Origin of the sequence: Paenibacillus sp. FJAT-27812 (assembly GCF_001273905.1) — a bacterium.
Classification (GTDB): Bacteria; Bacillota; Bacilli; order Paenibacillales; family Paenibacillaceae; genus Pristimantibacillus.
The window spans coordinates 3880738-3895781 of record NZ_LIGH01000001.1 but is presented as its reverse complement, the minus strand read 5'-3'; the positions used below and the strand labels follow the sequence as shown (position 1 = coordinate 3895781).

Here is a 15044-nt window from a genome sequence, read left to right as displayed (position 1 = left end):
TGTAATTAGCAAAAAGCGAGGGTGTAAGCACCCCCGCTTCAAGCTTCTATCCATTATAGTTGGTGAAAAAGCGCTGTTTAATTACAGTACTTTTGATTGGCCGTGATAAATGACGCCAGTTTCGCCATAGATGGTTACTTCCATGCCATCTTTAAGCAATTCTGTCGCATTTGCGATTCCAAGAATAACTGGGATTCCAAGGTTAAGGCCTACTACTGCAGCATGGCTAGTAATGCCGCCTTGCTCTGTAATAACCGCTCCCGCTTTCTCGAATGCAGGCATATATTCTTTGTCTGTAGAGATCGTAACCAAGATAGAGCCTTCAGTCGTTTTCGCGAGTGCCTCTTCTGGCGTACGAGCTACAACGATTTTACCGATTGCCGTTTGGCTGCCGATGCCTTGTCCTTGCGCCAAAAGCTCACCGATATGGTGAATTTTGATCAAGTTCGTCGTGCCGGCGCGGCCAACAGGAACGCCTGCTGTAATGACAACTGTATCGCCAAGGCTTAGGAAGCCTGTGCTCATGCCGCCTTTAACCGCATTTTCAAACATTTCGTCCGTCGTATCAGCATCTGGACCAAGTACCGCGAATACACCCCAAATGAGTGATAGACGACGCAATACTTTCTCATCAGTTGTTACTGCGATGATTGGAGCTTTTGGCTTGTACTTTGATACCATGCGAGCTGTAAAGCCGCTTTGTGTAGAAGTAATGATCGCTTTTGCGCCTAGATCAAGAGCGGAGTTAGCAACAGCTTGGCTGATTGCTTCTGTAACGGATGTTTGTTGTGCATTAGCTTGCTTAGTGAAAATTTCACGGTATTCCAAAGCCGCCTCAGCGCGCTCTGCGATACGTGCCATTGTTTGTACGGATTCAGTTGGGTATCTTCCTGCAGCCGTTTCGCCGGATAGCATGATTGCATCTGTACCGTCAAAAATCGCATTTGCAACGTCACTCGCTTCTGCGCGAGTTGGACGCGGGTTGCGCTGCATGGAATCCAACATTTGTGTAGCCGTGATTACTGGTTTGCCTACACGGTTACCTTTTCTGATCATGTTTTTTTGCACGAGCGGCACTTCTTCGGCTGGAATTTCTACGCCTAGATCGCCACGCGCTACCATTAGGCCGTCGGAAACCTCAAGAATCTCATCAAGATTGTCTACGCCTTCTTGGTTTTCGATTTTGGAGATGATTTGAATATGACCCGCATTGTGACGCTCAAGAAGCTCACGGATTTCAAGCACGTCGCTCGCTTTACGCACGAAAGAAGCTGCGATGAAATCTACGCCCATTTCGATACCGAATACGATATCATTCGCATCCTTCTCTGTAATACCAGGAAGTGAAATTTTCACGCCGGGTACGTTAACGCCTTTTTTGCTTTTAATTGGACCGCTATTTACGATACGGCATACGATTTCAGTTCCGTGAACCTCTTCAACCGTCAATCCGATCAAGCCGTCATCGATCAAAATAGTCGAACCAATTGTTACATCGTTTGGAAGGTTATTGTACGTAATCGGAACACGGTTGCGATCGCCCAAAATATCTTCCGTTGTAAGTGTAACCGTCTCGCCTTGGTTCAATTCGATAGGCTCTTCTTTCAGCTTGCCAAGACGAATCTCAGGACCCTTCGTGTCAAGCAAAACCGCTACAGAAGTGCCAAGCTCGGCATTTGCAATGCGGATATTTTTGATACGATTGCCGTGCTCTTCGAAATCTCCGTGGGAGAAGTTAAGACGGGCTACGTTCATGCCGGCATGAATTAGTTTCTTTGTATTTTCCAACGATTCGCTGGATGGACCGATAGTACAAACGATTTTAGTTTTACGCATGTTAAGTTTCCTCCGTATATTGCCTGAATTCTATTCTATACTGACATGACACCCCACTGCTTGTACAGTGAAATAATCAATTTTACATATAATTTACTGAATCGTAGTAGTTGCTTCAGCCGTTTGCACGGAAGATTGATCCGCAGCATCAGCCGCTTCGCCAATATTGGCGTCACTAACCGGCGCGCTTGGCGCTTCGTGCGGCTCATCAACCACCTTGAACTGGCCGATCTTACGGAATTTATTATAGCGATCCTCGATCAACTGCTCAGCGTTCATTTGCAGGAGCTCTTGAAGATGCACCCATAGCTTTTCCTTAATTTGCTCCGCTTGGAACGCCAAATCCTTATGAGCGCCTCCTTGCGGTTCTGCAACGATATCCTCGATCACGCCAAATTCAAGCAAATCCTTAGCTGTAATCTTCATAGCTTCAGCAGCTTGATCCGCTCTGGAGGCATCCTTCCACAAAATAGAAGCTGCTCCGTTTGGTGAAATGGCGCTGTAAATCGCATTTTCCAACATAAGTACACGGTTGCCCACGCCTAGCGCCAAAGCGCCGCCGCTGCCGCCTTCACCGATAACGATACAAATGATAGGCACGCCGAAGCCGGCCATTTCCCGCAGGTTGCGCGCAATCGCTTCCGATTGGCCGCGTTCCTCTGCAGTTTTGCCCGGATAAGCACCCTTCGTATCAATAAAGGTAATGATTGGCCGCTTGAACTTGTTTGCTTGCTCCATTAGCCGCAAAGCTTTGCGAAAGCCCTCTGGGTGAGGGCTTCCAAAGAAGCGAGCGATGTTCTCGCGCGTATCCTTGCCCCGTTGATGTCCGATTACGGTAACCGGAACACCGTTAAGCTTGGCAAGCCCGCCAACGATGGCAAGATCGTCCGCAAACAGACGATCCCCGTGCAGCTCCATATAATCTGTAAATACCGTTTGAATGTAGTCAAGCGAAGTCGGACGCTGGTGATGACGCGCCATATGCATTTTTTGAGCCGGAGACAGCTCGCTATACAGCTCTTCTTCAAGCTGCTTGCACTTTTGCTCCAGACCTAAAATCTCTTCGGTGAAGTCAATACCCTTCTCCACGCTCAAAGTCTTCAGCTCGGTAACCTTCTGCCGCAAATCATTCAGCGGTTTTTCAAAAGGCAGCTCACCCGCCATAGGATGTTTCCTCCCTTACGCAATGCATATCGAGCAGCTTTGCTAACGTAGGCTTCATATCTTTGCGGTGTACGACTTTGTCCAATTGGCCGTGCTGCAAGTTAAACTCGGCTGTCTGGAAGTCATCCGGCAGCTTCTGGCGAATCGTTTGTTCGATGACAATCCGACCGGCAAAACCGATCAACGCGCCAGGCTCGGCCAAATTGTAGTCGCCCAAGCTCGCAAAGCTTGCCGAAACCCCGCCTGTAGTAGGATCGGTAAAAATTGAAATAAACAAACCACCTGCGCCTTGAAATTTCGAAAGCGCCGCGCTCGTCTTAGCCATTTGCATTAAGCTCAAAATACTTTCCTGCATGCGGGCTCCGCCGGAAGTAGAGAAAATAAGAAGCGGCAGCTGCTTGGCATGAGCCGCTTCGATTGCTCTAGTAATCTTCTCCCCAACTACGGATCCCATACTGCCGGTGAAGAAATCAAAGCTCATTACTGCAACGACAACCGGAAAACCGCCGATCGTTCCTTCCCCTGTTACGACAGCATCGCGAAGATTTGACTTGCTCTTCTGCTGCTCAAGCTTGCCGGCATAACCAGGGAAGTTTAGAGGATCGACGGATTCCATATTCGCATCGTATTCTAACAAATGTCCTTCATCAAGCGTCAATGCTATACGCTCCCATGCGCTTAGCCGGTAATGATGGCCGCAGGAAGAGCATACTTTTAAATTTTTTTCGAGCTCTTTGCTGTACTGAATGGTGCCGCATTTGGAGCACTTATTCATCAAGCCCTCTGGAACTTCCCGCTTGCGGGGTTCCGATGGTATAGTCGCATATTTCTTCTTCGTAAATAAGTCCTTTATTTGCACGTGTGACACCTCTCAAGGCGCAATAGTATAGAGCAGTCCATCATAATGGCCGCATAATGGAGTTGAATACTTCTTGAACTTCCTCCAACTCGCCAGACGGAACTAGTATCTCGTATTGCTGTTTGGACAGATTGACAGAGCGGATTTTCACCAAAAATCCTTCCTCCGTTAGCCGCTTCTTGATGTTATCTGCGATTTTAGCTGTTGGTGCGATATAAATGACCGTCCACATCATGGTACCTCCTGAAAACTTTGCTACCGCAAAGTTCACTTACTAAGCATAGCTATCCCGGTAACAGGCCATATGATGTCATAATGATACCATAGTCATGGGGAATCCGGCAAATCATATCGGATCGCTTTCGGGTCCTGATGCGCAATCCTTGCCGATGCAGCGGCGGCCAAACCAGCGACCAAGTCATCGAGAAACACATGAATGCGTTCGCCTTTTAAATTCAGTTGACGAATAATGCCGGGTTTTACTTTATCTAAATATCCGAAGCTCGTCAATCCAATCATGCCGTAAACATTCGTAATGCCGAGCGCCAGCGTCTCATCGACGCCGTAGAGCGACTCATCGGTTTCCATGATCGATTGCAGCGGTTCCGGCAGCAATCTGCGCTCTGCTAACTCATCAAGGGCAATGCCCGTATACATGACATATTGCACCTCGCGCTTAGCAAGCACCGCTCTTACGCTCTCCTCGCATTCTTCCATCGTCAAATCACCGTTATAGGGACGCTGCAGCGTGTACACGATTTCAGTTACATCGTCGACCGATACCCCGCGTTTTAAGAGCCATTTCTCAATTCCTGTCATAGGACCCATCCTCCCGTAACTGCTTGTACGTTAATCTTGGAAACATTAGCGTGAGCAGATGGCATTGTCCTAAGGCAAACTCCTTATGAGCGAGCTTCATTGCCATCGTCACATGTATCTCTAAACATATGCGCGTACAAGCGTTGACGTGCATACGAAATCCATTTGTTTGCGAGATTTTACGGGAGGCGGGTTCCTTTTGCAGATTCTCACAGCGCTGAACTTCGTGAATCCTATTAAAGATGCTGAAACAGCTTCTATTTCTTGCATGTTTGCAAGCATAGAGCAGCTAGTTTTTTTGTGATTGTCGATTCTCTTGTTATCTCACGATGATCGCGCCTTCCCCCAGCAGCTGCTCTACAGCAGCGATGAGCTGCGGCGAAGGCTTCACGCGATAGCTGTCGCTCAGCGCGATGGACTTCTGGCCTTGCACGTAAAATAATACGGTCGCAAGCTGTCCGGAATGGCCCGCCAGCAAACCCTTAAGTTTCTCAAGCACGGCCGGCTCTTCATTCGCTGATGCGATTTTGATATATACGCGCTGCGGCTTGCGATCAGTTGGCGCCGCTTTCTCCGAAGGAGCATTATTCTGAAGCGCTTGTCCGCTTACGGCCGCATTTGGCCTACGTGCCGGATCAGCCGCAGCTGCCCCGCTTTGCGTCCTCTGCGGACGGCTTTGGGAAGCCGCTCCGCTTGCGGATGCGCCGCCGCTCGTACGGGCAGCCCGAGCCTGCGCCTGCTTTTGCAGCCGTCTAACCTGCTCCGCAAGATCCATATCCGCTTCGCCTATCGGCACACAATCCTCGACAAGCAGCTTATAATCGTCATCCTGCTGTTGAACGGTTGCCTGAATGATCGCTAAGCCGCCCTTCTCAAGCTTGCTCCCAATTCGCTTCCAAACCGTCGGAAACACAACGGCTTCCACTCGCATAATGCGATCCTCCAGCTCCAAGAAGCCCATCGCTAGCCCCTTCTTGTTCGTGAAGGGCTTAAGCGATACGATCATTACGCCTGCAATGGCGATCGCGCCATCCTTTGCATCGCTTAGCTCGACCAAGCGGTCAAGCCCAAGTGATTCAAGCTGCCGATCGACCGCATCAAGCGGATGGCCCGATAAATATAGTCCGAGCAAATCACGTTCAAAGTCAAGCTGTTGACTCGTCGTGAAGGGACGAATTTCCGGAAGTTCCACATCCCAGTTTTGCACCTCGTCGAGACCGAACATTTCGATTTGCAGCTCCTCGCGCTCCTTGCGCCATTTGACTGCAGCCTCTACCGTTTCCTCAAGGGCAGCCAGCAGCTGGGCGCGGTGGCCGGGCATAGAATCCAAAGCCCCCGCTTGAATAAGCGACTCCAATACCCGCTTGTTTACGACGCGTAAATCGACGCGCCTGCATAAATCCAGCAGACTCTCAAAAGGCTGCTCCCCCCGCTCCTTCTGGAGCGCTTCAATCGCTTGTGTACCGACGTTTTTGATCGCCGCAAGTCCGAAGCGGACCGCATACCCCACAGGCGTGAAGGAAACGCTGCTTTCATTCACATCCGGCGGCAGCACGGCGATGCCCATGCGGCGGCATTCATCCACATACTCAGCCGTCTTCCGCTGGTTGCCGGTCACGGAGGCGAGCATCGAAGCCATAAACTCTACCGGATAATTTGCCTTCAGCCAAGCCGTCTGAAAAGCAAGCACGCCATATGCGGCAGCATGCGCCCGCGGGAAGCCATAATCGGCAAAGCGAACGATCATGTCATACACATGATTCGCCTCCGATTCGGAGTAACCCTGCGCAAGGCTGCCCTTCACAAAGTGCGCACGCTCCTCGTCAAGCACCTCGCGTTTCTTCTTCGAAACGGCTCGCCGCAGCAGATCCGCTTCGCCTAGCGAGAACCCTGCCATGAGGGAAGCAATTTGCATAATTTGCTCCTGGTAGACGATAATGCCGTACGTATCCGACAATATAGGCTCTAGCGAGGGATGCGGATATTCGACGGTAACGACCCCATGCTTGCCTTGAATATATTTGGGAATAAACTCCATCGGGCCTGGACGATATAACGCCAGCACCGAGACGATATCCTCAAACTCCGTTGGTTTCATATCCTTCAGCACGCGCCGCACGCCAGCGGATTCCAGTTGGAAAATGCCTGTCGTATCGCCCCGGCTGAGCATCGCATATGTTGCCGGATCATTATCGCTGATCGTATGAAAATCAATCGTTTTGCCGTGCTGCTCCTTCACGGCCTTCAGCGCCCGCTCTAATATGGAAAGCGTCCGCAAGCCGAGAAAATCCATCTTAAGAAGCCCAATTGCTTCTAAATGCTCCATGGAATACTGCGTAAGCGGTATCCGCTCGCTTCCGGCCTGTATAGGCGTATAATGGGTCAGCGGCTCTTGCGAGATTACGACTCCCGCCGCATGCGTGGAAGCATGCCGCGGCATGCCCTCTACCTTCAAAGCCATCTTGAGCATCTCCGCCGTCTTCGGCTGGCGATCGCTTGCATCCTGCAGCTCGCTGCTGATGCGAAGCGCTTCCTCGAGCGTAATGCCAAGCTGGTTCGGAATAAGCTTCGCCGCGCGGTCCACCTCTTGAAACGGAACATTCATCGCCCGCCCTACATCCCGCACCGCAGCTTTAGCTGCCATCGTTCCGAAAGTAATGATCTGCGCGACATGCTCATCGCCGTATTTGGCGGCAACGTAAGCGATAACCTCATCGCGGCGCTCGTCATTAAAGTCAATATCGATATCGGGCATGGAGATACGCTCCGGGTTAAGAAACCGCTCGAACAACAGCTTATATTTGAGCGGGTCAACATCGGTAATGCGCAGCGTGTAAGCAACCAAGCTTCCTGCGGACGATCCCCTTCCGGGGCCTGTGCGAATGCCTCGCTCATGCGCAAAGCGAACAAAATCCCAAACGATCAGGAAATAGTCACTGAATCCCATTTTGTCAATAACAGATAGCTCATACTCCAGTCGCTGCTCCGCCTTCAGCTTGTATTCAGCATCCGTCGCCCATTCAGGTTGTCCGGCATACCTTGCATTCAGGCCGTCGCGGCATAATGTCATTAAATAATCGGACGAGCTCATATCTGCCGGTACCGGCCTGAATACAGGCAGCGCAGCGCGGCCCAACGCTAGCTCTAAATTACATTTGTCCGCAATTTCGCTCGTATTCGCCAGCGCTTCCGGCGCATGCCTATACAAAAGCGCCATCTCGTCCGCGCTTTTCAAATACATCTGGTCCGTCAGCATGCGCAGCCGATCGGTATCTTGAGTCGTTTTGCCTGTTCCGATGCACAGCAGTACATCCTGAACGGCAGCATCCTCCGCGCGGAGGTAGTGGACGTCATTTGTTGCCGCGAGCTTAATGCCCGTCTTGCTCGCGAGCTTTATCATTTCAGCAGCTACCTTCTTCTGGTCAAGCAGACCATGATCCTGCAGCTCCAAATAAAAATCATCGCCAAAAATAGCTTTGTAACGCAAAGCGCTAGCTTCCGCATCATCGAACCGGTCATGCAGCAGATGCTGGGACACTTCGCCGCCGAGGCACGCGCTTAAACAGATAAGTCCCTCTGAATGCTCGCTTAGCACCTCCAGATCGACGCGCGGCTTATAGTGAAAGCCTTCCAAATGGGCGATCGAGCTAAGCTTCATCAGGTTCCGATAGCCTGTTTCATTCTTGGCCAGCACGATCAAATGATAGATCGGATTTTCTTTGCGCGTGCCCTTCTCGAAACGAGATCCGGTCGTCATATAAAGCTCGCAGCCGATAATCGGTTTAATGCCATGCGCCTTGCACGCCCTGTAAAAAGGGATGGCTCCGTACATGACGCCATGATCAGTCAGCGCAAGCGCCTTCATGCCAAGCTCAGAAGCTCTAGCCGTAAGGTCACGGATTCTAGCGGCGCCGTCAAGCAGGCTATATTCGCTGTGGACGTGCAAATGCACGAAAGATTGTTCGTTATGTCCGCTCATCGCAACCGTTCCTTTCCGCGTAGACCAAATAAGTTAAGTCTATTTTATCATAATAGCGTAGGACACGCCCATAGAATGGTAGCAGGGGCATACAAGCGTGTTAAGCCTGATGTTCATAAACCAGCTGTTGGCATCGGCTTCTCGATTCCGTTTCATTTCACTATCCTTTAGGAGGTAAACCTATGAGCTACTATTTGTCCAAAGCGGGGCTTGATTTCTTCATTGCGCTTGGCGTCGTCCTTGGGGGCTCGACGCTAGCGGGGATCGGCTCGGTATTCATGCTGCTGCCGCCCGCGACCACCATGCTTGATACGGCCGCAAGGCTGAAAATATGGGCAATCGTCGCAGCTGTCGGCGGATCGATCGATCCCGTCCGCGTCATTGAAAGCAACATCATGGAGGGATATTTGAATCCGGCGGCGCAGCAAATCAGCTTTATCATCATCGCTTTTCTAGGCGCACATTTAGGTACGGAGCTGGTCAGGCTTATATGCAAGGGAGCCGTTTAAGCGATGCGAGTACCGCCGTTTGGACGTTTTGTGAGAGGCATGCAAATGGGTGGGATGTTGATACTCGGGATGATAATCGGAGCGATCGTCTATAATTCGCTTTATTTGGCGGAGTTCCAAGCTTTGATTATTTTGAAGAGCGAGCTTGAGGTGAAGCTTGAGCAATACGAGCAGGATATCCGGCATTTAAAAGAATTCAAAAATCAGCACACGGTTATTAAAAGCATACTGCCGCGCATCGAGAAAGAGGCCGGACAAAATTCCGGCAGGCCCGACCTTGACCAAGTGACGGAAGCCGAGCTTCTTAAACGTATAAAAAAAGATCTTCAGGGATTCCTCGGCCAAAGTATTTACGTCATCGATTCCGATGCCAAATTCGCCCGAAAGCTCCTTGACAAGAAAGTCTATATGGATGTGTTCAACAAAGATTACACCATTGAGGTGAAGACGATCCTCGTCGTCGAAAATGTCCTTCATGTATGGATCAAGGTTCGGGACTACACGAAGCCTCCTTCCTAAGCACGCTGCCTCATTTCGTGGTACAATAGAGCCTGTCTATTTACGAAATTGATGCTGCAACTACATAACTTAAAGGAGCTACTCTCTTATGGATCAACTTCTGCAATGGCTGCTCATGCCGGGCATCCTTATTTCACTCGTGTTCTCGGCTTTGTTCAGCATCAAATCACGCCGTTCCTCCGATGCGAGAACAAGGGCCATCTTCTCTGCTAGAATGAATATTAGCATGGGGATCATGCTGCTATTTATCGCATTGGTTCAGCTGTTCTTGTCCGGCGAATCCACGCTTCGCATCGTCATTGGCGCGATATTTCTAGTGCTTGGCGTATTCAACCTGTTCGCGGGTCTTCGCAATCTCAGCATCTACAGCTCGCCAAGAAGCTAATACAGCCGTTAATACGGATCAATCATCTGGGCCGTCAGCATCGCTTTGGCGGCCAGACCTTTCGCGTCCTTCACCTCGATCTCCAGCTTCGTAAACTTCCTGCTCATCTCAAGCGCCTTCGGTATGATCGTAATTTCACTATCTATTTGGACGGGACGGACAAAATAAGTGGTCATGCTCTCAAGCAAGTAATCGCGCTTAGCTGTCTCTCGAATCATTCTACGCGCCGCTTGTGTCATAAGCGTAGCAAGAAGTCCCTCGGATACCATTCCCAGCGCACCCGACATTTGCGGCGTAATCGTTCCTTTATACGCGATGCCCAGCTCATCAACGCCAACCGCATTAACGTTAGCGGTAGCCATAAAGCCTGTCCACATCAAGTCTTCAAATGTCTCGCCTGATTCCGGCTGTTTGCCTGCAAAGCGCATCGCATCAAGCACTTCCTGCCTCGTTACGACACCAAGCAGCTTGCGGTGCCTATCCACGATAGGCAGCAAATCAATGCCTTCTGCGGCCATCGTATGAGCAGCGGACGTGACTGTAATATTCGGAGCCGCCGTAATCGGCTGCTTGGTCATTACCTTATCGACAGCGCTGTCCTCTGGCGTGCCAATCGCATCCTTCGCCGTCATCATGCCAACGACCTTGCTTCTATCATCCACAACGGGAAAGCGTGAATAGCCGGTTGCGCGAGATAGCTTATGGAAATCGGCTATGGTATGCCCGATTCGAAGCACGTCAGCCGGCCTGCTGAACGTAACGATATCTTCAATCAGCATAATTTTTCGTTTTATGAGCCGATCGTACATAGCGCGGTTGATCATGGAGGCTACCGTAAACGTATCATGTCTGGAGCTAATAATCGGGAGAACGCGCTCATCAGCCAATTGGATCACTTCCGCGCTTGGCTCGAAGCCGCCGGTAATGAGAACGCCGGCACCCTCCTCCAGCGCACACCGATGCGCGTCAATTCGGTTACCCACAATCAACAGGCTGCCCTCGTCGATATAACGAAGCATCGCGTCAAGCTCCATCGCGCCTATGACGAATTTATGCAGCGTTTTATCAAGGCCAGCAGCCCCTCCAAACAGCTTTCCTTCCACGATTTCGGCAACCTCGCCAAAGGTAAGCTGGTCGAGCGCTTCCCGGCGCTTGCGGTCGATCCGAACCGTTCCGATTCGCTCCTTCGTGCTGACTAGGCCTGAGCTTTCCGCTTCCTTAAATGCCTTGTATGCCGTACCCTCGCTAACGCCAAGCTCCTTCGCAATGGCGCGTACTGAAATTTTCGTTCCAATCTTAAGGCTTTGAATATAATTCAAAATCTGTTCATGCTTCGTGCTTGTTTCATTACCCGGTACGATTGGAGCCACTTCACTAACCTCCGTCCAACTTGCTATCCTCTCCCCCTATTATAGGAGAAAGCTAACAACAAGTCATGCTCGTCCCGATTCATATCACTCTTATAGCTGCCATTGCAGCAGCACCTGCTCTACCTTCAGCTTGGCGTCAATGAATTGTCCCATGTTGCCCTTTAGCTTCCATTTTTTGAATAACTGCTGTATCGTTTGCGAGTTGATGGCACCCTCAGCGCCGGACATAATGAAGGCCTGCCAATCATAATCAATCGGAATCGGATAACGGAGCGCCAAAATGAGGAATTGATTCATTTCAATGGTTTGCGCTGGAATCTCTTCATAAATGCTAGAAAACAAAAACGAGCTATGCTCGCTGTACGGTCTAGAAATAGAATCGGATTTGAGCTCAAGCACATATTCAACGATCTGGGTATGAGGGTTTACACGACAACTGAAAGAGCCGCGGGCCGTTATCGCCTTATTTACACGTTGAGACAAGCGATAAGAGAATCGGACAAGGAAGGGAACGTTGTTATAGTAAGCGCGAACTTTTCTGAAAAACTCGAATTCATCAACCACTTGCAGTCCTCCTAGCGTCACGTTTCTTCCCTTCTATATCCTATCATTTTTCACGGAATTGGTAAATTGACCCTTTATAGGTAAACTTGTCGATAGAATGATACTTTTTACACAATTATAGTAAAGAGCCCATCTATTAGTCAATGATTATAGTCACTATTTTTAATATGCTCTATAGAGCGTTGTTGATAGGCAGGTAAAGTTTTATCGTTAGGCTGAGGTGACGGTATGAGTGAGATTGCAGGGCTTGTAGGAGAAAACATTCGTCTGCTGCGCAAAAAAAGAGGGCTAAGCCAAGAGCAGCTCGCTTTCCGCGCTGATATTAACGCTTCCTATATGGGACAAGTTGAACGCGGAGAGAAAAATCCGACCATTGACGTACTCAGCAAAATCGCGCTTGCACTGCAAACGCCGCTAGAGAAAATTGTGAATGTCATATCTAGCCCGGATGCTGTAGAAGAGCCTGAAGACGAGGGTTATGCGACCAAAATTGTTCATCAAATAAACGGTCTCAGCTTGAAAGAGCAGGAAGCCGTATATAAATTTGTCAAGCAGCTTGTACAATTCAAGGACATGCAATAAATGATCCATGTCCGCAAAGGGACTGTCTGGAAAGGCACGCAGATTATAAAAAAAGAAAAATAGCGGTACAGGAATAACTCTCCTGTACCGCTATTTTTTTTCATGTTATCCAAGCATCCCTGTTCAAAGCGGGCAAATGGCTGCCTAAAGCTAACCGCGAGCCCTTCTTGTTGCCTTCTGCAGCAGCTTCTGCTCCCAAAGCAGCGCCTTCGCCTTCTTAATGCGCGCCAGTTCTCTGCGCTTCTCGTCATTCATCACCAGCGCATTGACATGCGCCGTCACGATCACGAGCGCAAACAATATCCATACGAGACCAAATACACTCATCAAGCTCCACGGCGCGCTCAGCTCAAGACGCGGAAGCGCATATACGAGCATCGCAAGCGCAATAAGCAAATACAATACATGACGGCCTTTTCCGGAAAACATCACTCTCAGCTCCTCCATAGGGTCGTAAGCGGCTCACTCTCTTGTCCGCATTACCATTCTATGAGAAGTGGACAGGGGTTATGTCTCAAATTAATCTACGATAGACTTCAGCACATCGGACATGATCCGATTGACATCCTCGAATACGACGGCAAACCGGCGCTCCGCGTCCAGCAGCTTGCCGATCAACGGATTAAGCGTGATCACCTCGTAGAGCTTGTTCATTTTCTCCATGTCCTCAGCGGACGGCTCTTCGCCAGCCATCATTTTTTGCTGCAAAAAGTTTTGGCGCTCGCGAAAATCATCAAGCATCTCCTTCGCGGCAGGATCAGCCTCAGCAGCTTCCTTCGCAGCTTTCAGCAGCTTCGCTTCCTCGCTCTCTTTCAGCGCCTTCGCTAATTCATAAGCTTTGTCATAAATATTCATTAGTCTCTCTCCATTCATTCATTGTGATGGTATATGTCTACGTTTAATCATAACGCTTAATCAAATCATGAGCCAAGTCCCTGATGGAAAAGCACATGAAAACTACACAAGCATCATATCTTTTTGTGATTCACCAAGGGGTAGATGTCCTCATATGATGAAGTAATTCGTTTAAAAAACCTAGTTGCTGACCTCTTATCGTCATCCTCCTGCTTGGAAGGAGATTTATGATGCTCAAATCAAAAGTAGCCGTACAGGTGATCAGCTCCGGCATGCTTCCGGAAGATACGCTCATGCTTGGCGAAGCCTATGTAAAGCAATGGAAGATTCCACAAGGCCAGCACATTCAATTAAAATTCGGTGCCTTCCGGCATCATGTGAAGGTTATTCCTGTTGCAAAATACGATGGCATGAGGATGAGCCAAAGCTTGGCAAGACAAATGGGCTTCACAAATGGAGCATCGATCAGGCTGCAATATAAAGCCGGGACCGCCACACTGGTGCTTGGACCATTGATCGGCGTACTCGTCAGCCGTGATTATCCGCATACGCCGGATAAGCCATTCGGTTCCATTTCCATGTTTTGCAAGGAGCTGGTAGAAGCCAGTACGGCGCAAGGCGTATTCGTTTATTTCTTCACCCCTAGCCAAATCGGCACCAGTCTGGATACCGTTGACGGCTGGATCTATTCGGAGGGCTGGCAGCGGGTTAAAATGCCTATCCCCGACGTCGTCAATAACCGCCTGACGTCAAGAAAAATGGAGAACAGACCCAGCGTACAACATTTTATGAAAGAAGTAAAACTGCAGCACGAGACGGCCATTTTCAACGAAAAGTTTCTGGATAAGGTCGAGGTTTTTGACGCGCTGAAAAAGGATGAGACGCTCGCGCGGTACTTGCCTGAATCCCATTTGCTGCGCAACTATACGATGCTGAAGTCCATGTGCTCCCGCTACAGCAACGTTTTTCTCAAACCGGTCCGCGGCAGCTTAGGCAAAGGGATCATTCGCATTACGCGGCTCGATACGAACAATTATCAGGCATTGTACGCAACTTCCGCAGGAACGCGCAGGCAGCAGCATACGAGTCTGGTAAAGCTTTTCTCGTCCATTTCCGCCAAAATGAAAACCGTCCGCTACCAGGTCCAACAGGGTCTGCAGCTGATCGAAATCCAGAAGCGGCCCGTTGATTTCCGCGCGCTTGTCCAAAAAAACGCAAGCGGCAAATGGACCCTTACGTCCATCGTCGCACGCACAGCCGGCAACGATCATTTCGTCTCCAACCTTGCCCGGGGCGGAACGCTCAGCACGGCCTTGGAGGCCGTCACAAAATCAAATCTGCAAGCCGGGCTGAGCAGGAATGAAGCGGTGCAGCGGCTGCAGCAAGCGGCGCTGAATATCGCGCGCGGTGTAGACACACAAATTCCAGCGCATTTTGGCGAGCTTGGCATCGATTTGGCGCTTGATACCGGAGGCCGCGTATGGCTTCTTGAAGTCAATTCAAAGCCGTCGAAGAACGACAACACGCCGCTGAACGACAACAAGATTCGTCCATCCGTCCGTATGATGATCCAATATTCCCGGTTTTTATCGGGCTTTTAACG

At 49.9% G+C, this 15044-nt stretch carries 15 protein-coding genes; 5 read left to right on the top strand and 10 right to left on the bottom strand.

Annotated features, from left to right (window positions below):
- Nucleotides 1–81: 81 nt before the first annotated feature.
- The 6 genes from pyk to ADU23_RS16455 form a co-directional block, all read right to left on the bottom strand.
- Nucleotides 82–1836 carry a pyruvate kinase gene (gene pyk / locus ADU23_RS16480; RefSeq protein WP_053374723.1) on the bottom strand — a complete coding sequence of 585 codons (1755 nt, stop codon included), beginning with the start codon at nucleotides 1834–1836 and terminating at the stop codon, nucleotides 82–84.
- A gap of 93 nt (nucleotides 1837–1929) precedes the next feature.
- Nucleotides 1930–3000 carry an acetyl-CoA carboxylase carboxyltransferase subunit alpha gene (locus ADU23_RS16475; RefSeq protein ID WP_053374722.1) on the bottom strand — a complete coding sequence of 357 codons (1071 nt, stop codon included), beginning with the start codon at nucleotides 2998–3000 and terminating at the stop codon, nucleotides 1930–1932.
- Entirely contained in the window at nucleotides 2990–3859 is an 870-nt protein-coding gene (gene accD / locus ADU23_RS16470; protein WP_053374721.1) for an acetyl-CoA carboxylase, carboxyltransferase subunit beta, read from the bottom strand. Before accD ends, ADU23_RS16475 begins: the two co-directional genes overlap by 11 nt.
- 40 nt (nucleotides 3860–3899) lie before the next feature.
- A complete protein-coding gene (locus ADU23_RS16465) occupies nucleotides 3900–4091 on the bottom strand; it encodes a hypothetical protein (RefSeq protein ID WP_053374720.1) in 192 nt (63 codons plus the stop codon).
- 95 nt (nucleotides 4092–4186) lie between these two features.
- The gene (locus tag ADU23_RS16460) at nucleotides 4187–4678 is read right to left on the bottom strand and encodes a phosphatidylglycerophosphatase A family protein (RefSeq protein WP_053374719.1); all 492 of its coding nucleotides are present in this window, start codon (nucleotides 4676–4678) and stop codon (nucleotides 4187–4189) included.
- 319 nt (nucleotides 4679–4997) lie between these two features.
- Complete coding sequence (locus ADU23_RS16455) at nucleotides 4998–8657, bottom strand: DNA polymerase III subunit alpha (RefSeq protein WP_053374718.1); 3660 nt, start codon at nucleotides 8655–8657, stop codon at nucleotides 4998–5000.
- Nucleotides 8658–8839: 182 nt separating this feature from the next.
- Between ADU23_RS16455 and ADU23_RS16450 the strand changes: the two genes are divergently transcribed.
- The 3 genes from ADU23_RS16450 to ADU23_RS16440 all read left to right on the top strand — a co-directional run bounded on the left by ADU23_RS16450 (nucleotide 8840) and on the right by ADU23_RS16440 (nucleotide 10070).
- On the top strand, nucleotides 8840–9166 hold the full coding sequence (locus tag ADU23_RS16450) for a YtrH family sporulation protein (RefSeq protein WP_053374717.1): 327 nt from the start codon (nucleotides 8840–8842) through the stop codon (nucleotides 9164–9166).
- A gap of 45 nt (nucleotides 9167–9211) precedes the next feature.
- Nucleotides 9212–9685, top strand: a complete 474-nt coding sequence (locus tag ADU23_RS16445) for a hypothetical protein (RefSeq protein WP_231637418.1) — start codon at nucleotides 9212–9214, stop codon at nucleotides 9683–9685.
- 88 nt (nucleotides 9686–9773) lie between these two features.
- On the top strand, nucleotides 9774–10070 hold the full coding sequence (locus ADU23_RS16440; protein ID WP_053374715.1) for a YtpI family protein: 297 nt from the start codon (nucleotides 9774–9776) through the stop codon (nucleotides 10068–10070).
- Between the two features lie 8 nt (nucleotides 10071–10078).
- Here ADU23_RS16440 and ADU23_RS16435 read toward each other — a convergent pair whose 3' ends face one another.
- Both ADU23_RS16435 and ADU23_RS16430 read right to left on the bottom strand, forming a co-directional pair.
- Complete coding sequence (locus ADU23_RS16435) at nucleotides 10079–11431, bottom strand: DRTGG domain-containing protein (protein WP_053377674.1); 1353 nt, start codon at nucleotides 11429–11431, stop codon at nucleotides 10079–10081.
- 99 nt (nucleotides 11432–11530) lie between these two features.
- The gene (locus ADU23_RS16430; protein WP_141680355.1) at nucleotides 11531–12025 is read right to left on the bottom strand and encodes a hypothetical protein; all 495 of its coding nucleotides are present in this window, start codon (nucleotides 12023–12025) and stop codon (nucleotides 11531–11533) included.
- A 207-nt stretch (nucleotides 12026–12232) separates the two neighbouring features.
- Between ADU23_RS16430 and ADU23_RS16425 the strand changes: the two genes are divergently transcribed.
- A complete protein-coding gene (locus ADU23_RS16425; protein WP_053374713.1) occupies nucleotides 12233–12586 on the top strand; it encodes a helix-turn-helix domain-containing protein in 354 nt (117 codons plus the stop codon).
- A 150-nt stretch (nucleotides 12587–12736) separates the two neighbouring features.
- On the opposite strand, the gene ADU23_RS16420 is transcribed toward ADU23_RS16425, so the two are convergent.
- A complete protein-coding gene (locus tag ADU23_RS16420; RefSeq protein WP_053374712.1) occupies nucleotides 12737–13015 on the bottom strand; it encodes a hypothetical protein in 279 nt (92 codons plus the stop codon).
- Nucleotides 13016–13105: 90 nt separating this feature from the next.
- Nucleotides 13106–13441 carry a YlbF family regulator gene (locus ADU23_RS16415; RefSeq protein WP_053374711.1) on the bottom strand — a complete coding sequence of 112 codons (336 nt, stop codon included), beginning with the start codon at nucleotides 13439–13441 and terminating at the stop codon, nucleotides 13106–13108.
- A gap of 230 nt (nucleotides 13442–13671) precedes the next feature.
- On the opposite strand from ADU23_RS16415, the gene ADU23_RS16410 reads away from it, so the two are divergent.
- Complete coding sequence (locus tag ADU23_RS16410) at nucleotides 13672–15042, top strand: YheC/YheD family endospore coat-associated protein (protein WP_053374710.1); 1371 nt, start codon at nucleotides 13672–13674, stop codon at nucleotides 15040–15042.
- Nucleotides 15043–15044 lie beyond the last annotated feature (2 nt).

Excerpts from the sequence above, each read along its gene's own strand:
- ADU23_RS16455 (WP_053374718.1), bottom strand. The coding sequence starts at position 8,657 with ATGAGCGGACATAACGAACAATCTTTCGTGCATTTGCACGTCCACAGC.
- ADU23_RS16465 (WP_053374720.1), bottom strand. The coding sequence starts at position 4,091 with ATGTGGACGGTCATTTATATCGCACCAACAGCTAAAATCGCAGATAAC.
- pyk (WP_053374723.1), bottom strand. The coding sequence starts at position 1,836 with ATGCGTAAAACTAAAATCGTTTGTACTATCGGTCCATCCAGCGAATCG.
- ADU23_RS16420 (WP_053374712.1), bottom strand. The coding sequence starts at position 13,015 with ATGTTTTCCGGAAAAGGCCGTCATGTATTGTATTTGCTTATTGCGCTT.
- ADU23_RS16475 (WP_053374722.1), bottom strand. The coding sequence starts at position 3,000 with ATGGCGGGTGAGCTGCCTTTTGAAAAACCGCTGAATGATTTGCGGCAG.
- ADU23_RS16440 (WP_053374715.1), top strand. The coding sequence starts at position 9,774 with ATGGATCAACTTCTGCAATGGCTGCTCATGCCGGGCATCCTTATTTCA.
- ADU23_RS16425 (WP_053374713.1), top strand. The coding sequence starts at position 12,233 with ATGAGTGAGATTGCAGGGCTTGTAGGAGAAAACATTCGTCTGCTGCGC.
- ADU23_RS16450 (WP_053374717.1), top strand. The coding sequence starts at position 8,840 with ATGAGCTACTATTTGTCCAAAGCGGGGCTTGATTTCTTCATTGCGCTT.
- ADU23_RS16415 (WP_053374711.1), bottom strand. The coding sequence starts at position 13,441 with ATGAATATTTATGACAAAGCTTATGAATTAGCGAAGGCGCTGAAAGAG.
- ADU23_RS16460 (WP_053374719.1), bottom strand. The coding sequence starts at position 4,678 with ATGACAGGAATTGAGAAATGGCTCTTAAAACGCGGGGTATCGGTCGAC.
- ADU23_RS16410 (WP_053374710.1), top strand. The coding sequence starts at position 13,672 with ATGCTCAAATCAAAAGTAGCCGTACAGGTGATCAGCTCCGGCATGCTT.
- ADU23_RS16445 (WP_231637418.1), top strand. The coding sequence starts at position 9,212 with ATGGGTGGGATGTTGATACTCGGGATGATAATCGGAGCGATCGTCTAT.